The organism is Cernens ardua (assembly GCF_051251085.1).
GTDB classification, from domain to species: Bacteria; Pseudomonadota; Gammaproteobacteria; order Pseudomonadales; family Halomonadaceae; genus Cernens; species Cernens ardua.
This window is the reverse complement of the sequence record NZ_JBPCZH010000001.1, coordinates 701,702-713,949: the sequence shown is the minus strand read 5'-3', so window position 1 is coordinate 713,949 and position 12,248 is coordinate 701,702. Positions and strand designations below refer to the sequence as shown.

The window sequence follows — 12,248 nt, the reverse complement described above, 5'->3', positions numbered from 1 at the left end:
TATCCTTCGCCGACTCAGTTCTGTTGCGGACGGCGGGTATGCCAATCCGTATGTTGCTGGAAAATATGGGCCACATTCAGCAGATGTGATTCTGCAAAATGGGGTGCCAGAATTTGCAGGCCTACCGGGCGATGTTCCACAAATCCGGCAGGAACACTGATCCCCGGAATACCGGCGAGGTTGATCGCGATAGTGTAGATATCCTGCAGATACATGGACACCGGGTCCATCTTCGCCCCCAATTCGAATGCCGTTGTGGGCGTTGCAGGCCCCATCAGGACATCCACTTTCTCGAAGGCATCAAGGAAGTCCTGACGAATCAGTCGGCGAACCTTTTGTGCTTTACGATAGTACGCATCGAAGAATCCCTCGGAGAGGGTATGGGTACCAATCAGAATACGACGCTTGACCTCTTCCCCAAAACCTTCGGCGCGGGTGCGCTTGTAGAGATCTTCAAGATCTGCCGGATTCTTACAGCGATAGCCGAAGCGAACGCCATCGTAACGGGACAGATTTGATGAGGCTTCTGCCGACGCAATCACATAATAGGTCGGGATGGCCAGATGGGTATGTGGCAGGCTGACATCAATGACTGTTGCGCCCAGGGATTCGTAGACCCTGACAGCTTCACGGATGGCTTTTTCAACCTGAGGGTCCAGACCTTCGCCGAAATATTCGACTGGCAAACCGATTTTCAGCCCCTTGAGAGGCGTATCAAGTTCAGCGGTATAGTCGGGTACCACGCGTGACACACTGGTCGAATCCCGTGAATCATGTCCGGCAATGGCATTTAGTAACAACGCGCAATCTTCTGCCGAACGAGCAATCGGCCCTGCCTGATCAAGACTGGATGCATAGGCGATGATGCCGTAGCGGGAGACCCGCCCGTAGGTCGGTTTCAACCCGGTGATGCCACAGAAGGCTGCTGGCTGCCTGATCGAGCCGCCGGTGTCACTGCCCATGGCCGCGGGCACCAGTCCGGCCGCCACGGCAGCCGCCGAACCCCCGGATGAACCACCGGGTACCAGTGTGTTGTCCCATGGGTTTTTTACTGCGCCATAGAAGCTGTTTTCATTGGAGGACCCCATGGCGAATTCGTCCATGTTGGTCTTGCCAAGGCTAATGGTGCCAGCGTCTTCCAGTTTGCTGACAATGGTCGCGCTATAGGGAGACACAAAATTGGAAAGAATGCGTGATGCCGCGGTGGTCAACACATCCTGAGTGCAATAGTTGTCCTTGAGCGCAATGGGGGCGCCGGTGAGGAAGGAGGCATTTCCCTGTGCACGCAATGTGTCAGCAGCTTCTGCCTGTGCCAGTGCACGGTCTGCCGTTACCGTGATGAATGAGTTGGTATCGGCACCGTATTGATCGATACGTGCCAGCAGGCCGCGTATCAGCTCAGTACTGGTGAATTCACCTGCATTCAGGCCACGGGCCATATCGGCTAGGGTTAGATCTAACATGCTGGTTGCTCTGGATTCTGTGAAATAGATCAAGTCGCTGGTTGTATTAAGTGTCCGTGAGCCTATTGTCGTGCGTTATCTGCCTACCTGTTGCACGCGAGGACTTCACTGGGAGGCGAAATCACTCAAAGGCGAATGAGGCCAGCATGAAAAAGGCGGTGGCGATAAAATGAAACGTGCAATAAAAAGGTTTTTTACGATGCTGGCATCTTGGACTCTTTGCCGGGTACACCATCAAAACCATTGCAGCCACCCGGTGTTTTCAGGGGCTCATGCCGCAACAGCCATGATTCATATAGGCGGCCGGGCGGCTCACATGAACAGATTTCTACTCAACGACGCGCGGTACGAGATACAGTCCTTCACTCACTTGCGGTGCTACCCGTTGATAACGTTCACGCTCGTCCGATTCGGTCACTTCGTCAGGGCGCAGGGGTTGCGTGGCATCCAGCGGGTGCGACAATGGCGCTGTCTGGCTTGTATCCACCTCTTGCAAGCGGTCTACCATATTGAGAATCCGCGAAAGGTCATCGACGTATTGCTCTGCATCAGCGTCATCAAGACCTATACGGGCCAGATGTGCTGCGCGTTGTACATCAGCGTGTTCGATCGCCATGCTGGTTTCCTGTTATCGAGATAGTACGTAACTGTTTTACGGTTTTTGCTGTTCGAATAAGAACGATTTCTCTTCGAATGTAATGAGCAGGTAGAAGACCGCTTGGAGTCAGGGGCCTGCTCACGTTATCCTATAGACATTATATCCGTGCGCCTGCACAAATTGCACGATAGTATGGACTGCATTCTATCGAATTGGCGGCGTTATCGAATCAAAGACGTTACCGGATGAAAAGGCTTCCCTCGCCATTGGCAGGGGGAGTATTCGGTTTCGTTGAAACGAGTGCCACGTTGAAGCGCTAAATGTGCTATTTTAATGGCTCATATTCATTCGTGGTTATTGGCTTTACATTCGAGTGCTAGATTAGCATATCTTGCCTTCTCCGGCAGCTGTTGGCTTGCCGCAAAGGGAACGCAATGATAACGTTTGTATCCGCACCGTACTCCGTGTCTGCCCTAGGTACCTCTACACAATGTTCAAACGTCTACGTGGTCTGTTTTCAAGTGATCTTTCCATTGACCTTGGTACAGCCAATACGCTTATTTATGTTCGTGGCCGTGGCATCGTCCTTGACGAGCCTTCGGTCGTCGCAATCCGTCAGTCCGGTAACATGCGCAGTGTGGCTGCGGTGGGTCTTGATGCCAAACGCATGTTGGGGCGTACGCCGGGGAATATTACCGCTACCCGCCCGATGAAGGATGGCGTGATTGCCGATTTCACTGTGACAGAGCAGATGTTGCAGTACTTTATTCGCAAGGTTCATCAAAGTACGTTCATGCGCCCCAGTCCGCGTGTACTGGTGTGTGTGCCTTGCATGTCTACCCAGGTCGAACGTCGCGCAATCAAGGAGTCTGCTGAAGGCGCTGGCGCTCGTGAGGTTTTCCTGATCGAAGAGCCCATGGCGGCGGCCATCGGTGCCGGTCTTCCGGTTGAGGAAGCGCAGGGTTCCATGGTGGTCGATATCGGTGGTGGTACTACTGAAATCGCTATTATCTCGCTTTCCGGTGTGGTCTATTCCGAATCCGTGCGTGTTGGCGGTGACCGTTTTGATGAAGCGATTACCAGTTATGTACGCCGTCATTATGGTACTTTGATTGGTGAGGCAACTGCCGAGCGTATCAAGGAAGAGATCGGGTGTGCCTATCCCGGCGGTGAGTTGCGTGAAATCGACGTACGTGGTCGTAATCTGGCCGAAGGTGTGCCGCGCAGTTTTACACTGAATTCCAATGAAATCCTTGATGCGCTGCAAGAACCGCTCTCTGCTATTGTGAGTGCAGTCAAAAGCGCGCTGGAGCAGTCTCCCCCCGAGCTGGCTTCTGATATCGCCGAGCGCGGTCTTGTGGTAACGGGTGGTGGAGCCTTGTTGCGCGACATCGATAAACTGCTTGCTGAAGAGTCTGGCCTGCCGGTTATCGTCGCTGACGATCCCTTGACCTGTGTAGCGCGTGGTGGCGGTAAAGCGCTGGAAATGATAGATCAGCGTGCCTTTGAGCTCTTCTCGATCGATTAATGGCGTAATTCTGTAATCTCGCTGCCTGATACACATGCGTATCGGGCAGGGGATTGCTGGTCGGTGTGTGGAGGAAGCTCTATCAAGTCCCTGTTCATTCGAGGCCCCAATCCTAATCTGCGCATGGTGTTTTGCACTGTGCTGGCGGTGGTTCTGCTGTACGCGGATCATCGTTATTCGTGGATGGATAATATCCGGGCCGAAGCTTCAACGGTCGTTGCACCGGTTCAATGGCTAGTCAGCCTACCTGCTGAAGGGCTGGGCTGGGCATCGGTCAATTTGTCCAGTCAACGCACGTTGATACATGAAAATCAGGTGCTGCGTACTCAGCTGAATCAGATGCTGCATCGCACCATGCAAATGGAAGCCATCGAAGCAGAAAACAATAACCTCCGTCAGCTCTTGCATGCCGCACCGCGTGGGCGTATTCCGTTTGCCACAGCACAGCTGATGATGGTAGATAACGATCCTTTCCTGCAGCAATTGATTATTGACCGTGGTGCACAGCAGCATGTCTATGTGGGGCAGCCGGTGTTGGATGCCTTCGGTGTTATCGGGCAGGTAGTCTCGGTAGAGCGCTTCACCAGTCAGGTATTGATGGTGACAGACCCAAGCTATGCCGTACCGGTGCAGATCATTCGCAATGGTTTACGCTTCATTGCGCAGGGTACCGGTTCGTCCAATGATATCGAGATCATGGATGTACCCAACAATTCCGATATCAGGGTAGGGGATGTCATGGTGACGTCTGGCCTTGGTGGCGAATATCCCGCAGGTTATCCTGTCGCGACTGTGACCAGTGTCCAGACCAATACCAATGGACCTTTTGCCCGCGTGATTGCGCAACCTTCAGCGCAGGTTAACCGTAGTCGTGATTTCCTGTTGTTATATGCGCAAGACGTGACCTCCGATGATGCGGGTGATGAAGTCAGCCAGCAGAGTATCGATGTCGCCAACAAGTTGGTGCACCCTCAGCAGGATGGGAGTGAGTGACATGGTAGGAGAACGGGATCGCGTCAACTATCTTACGATTTGGATTACGCTGATTATTGCATTGGTGCTGGAGGTCATGCCCATGCCTGACAGCCTGCTTCTTTTCCGTCCGCATTGGTTGGCGATGGCATTGATATACTGGTGTCTGGCAGCGCCCATGCGGGTCGGCGTTTTTCACGGCTTTATTGCTGGCCTGTTTCTTGATCTTCTGGAAGGAACGCCGCTTGGGCAAAATGCGTTATTGCTCTCGGCAGTCTGCTTCATGGCGCTATCGCTCTATCAGCGGATGAGGGTTTATTCGCTGTGGCAACAGGCACCGATCATCTTTGTTATTACCGGATTGGCCTTGCTGGGAGAACAGTGGCTACGTGTGCTTTTTGGCACCTCACGCCTTCATATCCAGTTTGTTTTTCCGGCATTGGTGAGCGGGCTGCTTTGGCCGTGGTTCTTCACGCTGATGCTACACATAAAGCGCCGTTTTAATTGATGTTTGAGTTATGCCCCATCCTATAGCAATGTTGGTCAACGTTATGCGGGTGAGGGTAACGTAATACAAAAGGTATGGCGTTGCGAAATCGTTTTCACGCGTTTTTTCCTGTTGGTGCCGGTATCTTTCTTTTATATCATTAGCACTTTTACACCATTAGCACTTTTTCATGCTGGTCAGCCTCACAACAATTTGTTTCTTCCCCACTTGATCTTATCCGACGGCCGGCGGTTATTGCCGTTTCTTCAACACGCGTCCCTTTACGCTTTATCCCCTTTCTGTTGACATTTTGTCACGTTTCTTTGTTCCAAACCGTGTAAACTGAAATGACACTGCGACGAGTCTCTTCAGGAAATGAATCGCATGCATCTTTCCTTTAAAAAGCATATAAAGAACAGGATTTATGGCCTCTGATGCACCCACGCAGGATGTGAAACCCTCTGAGTTTGATGCTGAGGATGCAACGTTACCTCCTCCGTTGTGTTTGGCTTCAGCTTCTCCGCGTCGTTTGGCCCTGTTGAAGACAATCGGAGTAATTCCATCCCGGGTGATTCCAGCCAATATTGATGAAAGCGTCAGGCCGGATGAAGCGCCTCACGCGTACGTCGCTCGCATGGCCGCCGAGAAAGCCAGTACACTTCGATGCACCCACCCTGAAAGTTGGATAATGGGTGCAGATACAACGGTGGTGGCGGGTGGCATAATATTGGGCAAGCCTGCGGACGAGGGCGATTTTTGTCGTATGTTTCAGCTGTTGAATGGTCAATCTCATCAGGTTCATTCTGCTGTTGCCTTGCTGGGACCTGAAGGGCAATCCTTTTCATGTCTTGTCACTACGACTGTGACATTCGCAGCCATCCCGGATGCTGAGCGAGATGCCTACTGGGCGACTGGCGAACCTGCCGATAAAGCTGGTGGTTACGCGATTCAGGGGGTTGGGGCGCAGTTTGTGACAGATCTGTCAGGCAGTTACTCGGCTGTTGTGGGATTGCCCCTTTATGAAACCTCACAACTGCTCAAGCAGGCGGGCTGGCGTTTACTTTGATCGTAGTAAATGATGGCAGTAAGTGGATGATGAAGTGACGGTATGAAAGGGAAGAGCTTGTTTTGTAATGAATTTTGATCGGATTCAGGCCGTCATTCCTCTCGTATCCATGTTACAGTAAAGCAGGGATGTACACTTTTGAATGCAGTTTATTGAAGCTTCACTCTAAAAAAACATCTGGAGATAAAGGTTTTTCCTGAGTCTATCACTGCCAGTGAAATGCCTGTTCGAAGTGCTTCGTTCAAAGAGCTTCGTTTAAAAAGCATTGTTCGGAGAGATAAAGGACAAAGCGGTCTAAGCAGCAATGATCGCCAGAAATCGCAAAGCCGAATGACTATTCGCTAAAGCGGAAAATCCTCAAATAAGGACGTTTGATGAGCGGCGAAGTATTGATCAATGTGACCCCAATGGAAACTCGGGTGGCCGTTATAGAAAATGGTCTTCTGCAGGAAATTTCCATTGAGCGACACCGTCGTTTGGGTATCGTTGGCAATATTTACAAAGGCAAGGTCGTTCGTGTTCTCCCCGGTATGCAGGCCGCTTTTGTCGATATTGGCCAGGAAAAGTCCGCATTCATACACGCACATGAATTGTGCCCGCAACGCAATGACGGAGAGGAACCCTCGATCCTTGATCTTGTGCGTGAAGGGCAAACCCTTGTGGTTCAGGTTATCAAGGACCCCATCGGTACCAAAGGGGCTCGGCTGACGACTCATCTTTCCATACCGTCTCGTTATGTCGTGCTGATGCCGGACACCGAACATATTGGGGTTTCCCAACGCATTGAAGATGAAGATGAGCGGGAGCGACTTCGTTTGGCAGGCGAAGCGGCATTGGTATCTGCAGGCCCGGAAGCCCCACCCGGGGGGCTGATTCTTCGCACGGCAGCAGAAGGGGTGGGCGAAGATGCCATTGTGGCGGACGTTTTATTTCTTGGGCGTTTGTGGCGAAAGATTCAGAAACGCCGAGTGGAGGCCCGTGCACCGGCATTACTTTACTATGATCTTCCCCTGTATTTGCGTGTGTTGCGTGACCTCATGCGGGATGATATTGAGCGAGTAAGAATCGACTCCCCTGAAAAAGGGAAGAAGTTAAAAGCCTTTGCCCATGAGTTCATGCCGGCATGGGAATCCCGTATTGAAGATTATCGCGGAGAACGTCCGATTTTTGATCTATTCTCTGTAGAGGATGAATTGGAAAAGGCGTTGGATCACAAGGTTCAGTTGAAGTCTGGCGGTTATATTATCATTGACCAGACAGAAGCCATGACGACAGTGGATGTCAATACCGGTGGTTTCGTCGGGCACCGCAACCTTGAAGAGACGATCTACAAGACGAACCTTGAAGCGGCCACAGTAATCGCTCGTCAATTACGACTGCGAAATCTGGGGGGTATCATCATTATCGATTTTATTGATATGGAAGATGCTGAACACCGCCGCCAAGTATTGCGATTACTGGAAAAGTCGCTTGAAAAAGACCACGCCAGAATAACCCTTTCGGGGGTTACCGAGTTGGGGCTGGTTCAGCTGACACGCAAACGTACGCGCGAGAGCCTGGAGCGCGTGTTATGCCAGTCTTGTCCGGTGTGTGCCGGGCGCGGGTCTATCAAGACACCGGAAACACTGTGCTATGACATCTTTCGCGAGATACTGCGCGCCAACAAGGCGTATGATAACGAAGGATATCTGGTGGTCGCTGCGCAGCCCATTGTTGATCGGTTGTTGGAAGAGGAGTCTTCCTCTCTGGCAGAAATCGAAGGCATGCTGGGCAAGTCAATCAAATTGCGTAGTGAATCCCACTATCCTCAAAATCAGTATGATCTAGTGTTAATTTAAGGGTTCAGAGCTTTCTCTCTATGTTTTACGCTCACACACGATGCAACGACATGCACATGACAAGCACCAACGGAATCCTGCTCAGCAGTGTTTTCCTTTCAATCATGTCTGATCGTGTACCAGAGGCTGAGTGTGGTATATCGCTGACAAGGGTGGATACGCCTTCATGACGATTGGAAAGCGGCTACTCTGTATCGGGGGGATGATTATTGCGGTGATACTGGCGATAGTAGCCATTATCATTCTATCCCTGCGGCTTTTTACCTGGCATATTACCGATGACTCTGCTTTTCTTCGCTGGATACCTGTTCCCTCTTCGGTGAAAGCAGGCTGGCAGGAAATTTCCTTTCACCTGGAAGGGCCGGAGCTGGTTGTTTCCATTGCAAAACTGCATGTGGATTACTTGCCCCAGGGAGGATCTCAACAGCATTATAATGTTGAAAAAGCCCACATTGACCTGAATTTGTGGCGTTCCCTGCGCCTGCGTCAACCTGCCTTCGACAGGCTTGATATTCAGCAGCCCAATATCCGTCTTGTACAATCCTCCAATGGTGAATGGTTCCCTCCCGGAAACGGCAACGGCGGTTTTGACTTTACTCTTTCCGATCTTGAACGTTGGGTGACCAACGTGGCGGGAAGCCGTGCCAGTATTACTCAGGGAACTGTTGATCTGGAGGGGCTTGCTGCGCATCATCAAGTGCAGGTGAATCAGGCAGAACTGGTGGTCGGTAAGCAGGGCAAAACAGCCCTTCAACTGAAAGGCACCATGGATAATGCCCAACGTGCCGGGGTAACTTTGCAAGCCCTATTGTCGCCGGAAAACGGGACGCAAGGGCAGGCAGAGCTCTTCGGTGATGCCTATCAGGTATCCACAATCGCCAGTATGTTCACCTTGCCGATGCACTACGATTTCAGCAGTCAGGGCAAGCTCCATGCGCAGTTACATTGGCGGGGTATGGAACAGGCAGACCTGCGTATCGCGACTCAGTTGCCTTCCCTTCATATAGATCGTACAGAAGACAATCAGGCACCCCTGAATTTGCAGGATGTTAGCCTCAAGGCAGCCATGAATTTTGACCACGGCAAATGGACCGGGGCAATGGCTGATCTGGGCGCGAAGGATGATCAGGGCAATCGGTTGGCTATTCCCAGCCATGGCAGTATTCGTGGTCAGGGGCAGAAGATGAATATTCTACTGCCTGATTTCCAGCTGGAACCGGCCAATCTCTTTTGGGGGATATTGCCCATTTCACCCCATCTGGAAACCTTCCTGACACACATGCATCCGCGCGGCCATGTGTGGGGAGCAACTATCAGTTTCGATATGTCGCCCCATATACCGGGCCGTGAACGTGTCCGCTTTCAGGCAGGCGTCTTCGGGGCTGAGTTCTCCCCCTATGATGAATCTCCGGGAGTAGGCCCCATCAATGGCTGGGTAGATACCACGTTGTTGAAAGGGTCAGCTGACCTTCAGGGGTCGGATTCCACTTTGGAAATGCCTCATCTTTTTGCCAGGGCGTGGCCCCTGGATCAGGTCAGCGGTACCTTGAACTGGATTACCAAGCCACGCTATACCGAACTCAATGCCAGGGATCTGATGTTGCAGCGTACGGGGGCAGGGACAGTCAAGGGGAACCTTTTGCTTTCATTGCCTGACGATGAACGCAAGCGGCTAGCGTTGAATGTCAAATTGGAGAATGGCAAGCTGACTGATCCTCTTCAGTGGGTACCGGTACACACGATCAGTAAATCGTTGGGCGATTGGTTAACGACGAATATTCATCAGGCTGAAGTCCCCAATGGCTCCCTGGATATGGTGATGGTTTTTGGTGCGCCCGAAGGGCATCCGGAAGAAGAGCGCAAAGTCGATTTTGCTGATCCGAAAGGGCCCAGTCACTTGCATCTTGACCTGACCATCAAGAATGGCAAGTTGGGTTATATGGATGGTTGGCCCCCGCTTGATCAGGTCGATGGGCAATTCTCCCTGAATGGCGAAGACATGAAGGGGACTATCCAGCATGCCGATCTCAAGGGGTTGACTGGCTCCAATGGCATATTTTCATTCCACGATCATGTGCTGAAAGCGAGCGCGCCCAGCATTGTCGGGGATGCATCAGGTCTGCTGGGAGTATTGCAGGAAGCACACTTTGATAGTTCCAGTATTCATACGCAGTTTAACCAATGGTCGGCACACGGCCCACTGCAAGGTAACCTCTCTGTTGAAATTCCCTTTGATGGAAAGGATGCGCACAAGGTTCATCTAATCGGGCAGGGTAGTATCCATGATGCAACGGCTGTACTGAATGCCAAGCATTTAACGTTTAGCCAGCTGTCGGGACAAGGAAAGCTCGAAATTGATCAGGGGAAACTTCGTCTGACGGGAACTGGTCAGGCCCATGCCTTTGACGGACCGGCCCATGCAGTCGTTGATCTGAATGATGGTGTGGGGGGCGTTCGTTTTTCAGGGCGTGCCAATGCTCAGGCTCCCTTGAAGTGGTTGGGGATTGACGGATTGGCGCCGAATATCACAGGGCCAGTCAATTATACCGGTAGTGCGTTGATCCGCCGCAGCGGTGGCCCTTTCGTACTTTCCGTCCGCTCTAATTTGAGAGGACTGGCCCTTCCATTTCCTGCACCTTTGGGCAAATCGGCAGCCGAGGTGGCACCGCTCAACATGGACATCGATTTGAGTCAGGGAATCGGTTCGGTCAATCTGGCTGATCGATTGTTTGTCCGTTGGCGTCATGAAATGAAACAGGGGCAAATCTGGGTGCAGCAATGGCCTTCACGCCCGACCTGGCAATCTGATGATGGCTGGGTGATCAACTGGCATGCGCCACGTTTGGATCCGATGGCATGGCAATCGGTGATTTCGCGTATCGATTTTAAACGTTTGGGTAGCTCATCCGGTTCTTCTCGTAAAGGAGGAGGAAGCAGCGATTCTTCCATCGTGTTCAATGGAGGTTCACTGAAAACTGAGTGTCTGGTATATCAAGAGCATTGTCTGGGCTCCCTCTTTGCCATCGGCTATCAAACCCATAACAATTGGTATGGGCAGCTGAAAGGACCGTTGGTTTCCGGTAGTGGCTCCTATGTACCAAGTAAACAGACACCGATCAACATTACGCTGGATCATGTTGCCCTCGACCCTGTGCTGAATCAGCTCCTTGAGGACAGTAAGAAAGCGGCAAATAAACCTAAAGCATTTTCGAATAATCTGTATCAGAACGTATTCACGTTGGTGCCGAATCGGTCACCCCTGATGGCGTATCCTGCAGGTATGGCGTCTGTCCCGGCGGGACATCTGGAGATACAGGATATTCAGGCCAGGAATGAACGTGGGCATGTTTCCCTCGACTGGCATGCAGATGCTTCGGGCATCACTATTCCAAATCTCAAGGCAGAACTGGCAGGGTCTCAACTGCAGAGTTCACTGCGTTGGAGCAAAGTCGGAGATGCCAGCGTCACGACAGGGCGTGCTACCCTTGAAAAGGGAGATATCGCTCGCCTGTTCGCGCTGATGAATCAGCCGAAAGTGGTAACAACACCGCATGGTGGTCGCATTGATACGAGCTTCTCCTGGCCCGGGGCTCCGTGGCAGCCCGACTGGCGTAGTGTAACAGGAACGATTGAAGGGCATATCAATGGTGGTAACTTTGAGTCCATTCAATCCAATTCGGCTCGTTTGATTGGTCTACTGAATCTGGATAATCTTTTCCGTCGTTTGCGTTTGGACTTCACGGATTTGACCGGCAAAGGTATCGCTTTCAACCATATTGATGGTGGCTTTGCCTTGAGCGATGGCCTGTTGACCACCTCTGGACCGATTGTCATTCGCTCCCCCATTACGACGTTTTCCTTCGATGGGCAGGTGGATCTCATCAAGCGCACATTGGATGAACAACTGAATATTACGCTACCTGTATCAGAGACCTTGCCGATTGCTGCGTTGGCGATAGGCGCACCTGAAATAGGCGGTATTCTTTTGCTGCTGCACTGGGCATTCGGACATTGGGTTGATCAGGTCACCGAGCTGCACTATGCGGTGTCAGGGCCCTGGACGCAACCGACGTTTAAAATGGAACGTCCCAACTGATGGTGTGCAGTGTTTGAACATAACCGGTGAACCGTCATCCATCGGAGGATTGCCTGAAAAGGGGCTGTCTTCCATAAGAAAGGGGCCTCGCAAAGAGGCCCCTTTTTCGTTGCAATTCTATTTCATTACAACCCTGTTTCGTCATGGCACCGGGCTGATGGAGGCTAAATGGCAGATTAATGCCACACGTCCCAAGGCTG

At 51.7% G+C, this 12,248-nt stretch carries 8 protein-coding genes; 6 read left to right on the top strand and 2 right to left on the bottom strand.

What is annotated here, in order from left to right:
• Positions 1 to 14: 14 nt before the first annotated feature.
• Positions 15 to 1,463, bottom strand: coding sequence for an Asp-tRNA(Asn)/Glu-tRNA(Gln) amidotransferase subunit GatA (gatA, locus tag LMG33818_RS03165; protein WP_442321893.1), 1,449 nt, complete (start codon positions 1,461 to 1,463; stop codon positions 15 to 17).
• Positions 1,464 to 1,791: 328 nt separating this feature from the next.
• On the bottom strand, positions 1,792 to 2,079 hold the full coding sequence (gene gatC, locus LMG33818_RS03160; protein WP_442321892.1) for an Asp-tRNA(Asn)/Glu-tRNA(Gln) amidotransferase subunit GatC: 288 nt from the start codon (positions 2,077 to 2,079) through the stop codon (positions 1,792 to 1,794).
• Positions 2,080 to 2,551: 472 nt separating this feature from the next.
• Between gatC and LMG33818_RS03155 the strand changes: the two genes are divergently transcribed.
• From LMG33818_RS03155 to LMG33818_RS03130, 6 genes are all read left to right on the top strand, one after another.
• Positions 2,552 to 3,589: a rod shape-determining protein gene (locus LMG33818_RS03155; RefSeq protein ID WP_442321891.1), complete on the top strand. Its 1,038-nt coding sequence runs from the start codon at positions 2,552 to 2,554 to the stop codon at positions 3,587 to 3,589.
• Positions 3,590 to 3,652: 63 nt separating this feature from the next.
• Positions 3,653 to 4,582: a rod shape-determining protein MreC gene (gene mreC / locus LMG33818_RS03150; RefSeq protein ID WP_442321890.1), complete on the top strand. Its 930-nt coding sequence runs from the start codon at positions 3,653 to 3,655 to the stop codon at positions 4,580 to 4,582.
• Between the two features lies 1 nt (position 4,583).
• On the top strand, positions 4,584 to 5,069 hold the full coding sequence (mreD, locus tag LMG33818_RS03145) for a rod shape-determining protein MreD (protein WP_442322176.1): 486 nt from the start codon (positions 4,584 to 4,586) through the stop codon (positions 5,067 to 5,069).
• A gap of 403 nt (positions 5,070 to 5,472) precedes the next feature.
• A complete protein-coding gene (locus LMG33818_RS03140; RefSeq protein ID WP_442321889.1) occupies positions 5,473 to 6,114 on the top strand; it encodes a Maf family protein in 642 nt (213 codons plus the stop codon).
• 374 nt (positions 6,115 to 6,488) lie between these two features.
• Positions 6,489 to 7,952, top strand: a complete 1,464-nt coding sequence (rng, locus tag LMG33818_RS03135; protein WP_442321888.1) for a ribonuclease G — start codon at positions 6,489 to 6,491, stop codon at positions 7,950 to 7,952.
• Positions 7,953 to 8,118: 166 nt separating this feature from the next.
• A complete protein-coding gene (locus tag LMG33818_RS03130) occupies positions 8,119 to 12,048 on the top strand; it encodes a YhdP family phospholipid transporter (RefSeq protein WP_442321887.1) in 3,930 nt (1,309 codons plus the stop codon).
• Positions 12,049 to 12,248 lie beyond the last annotated feature (200 nt).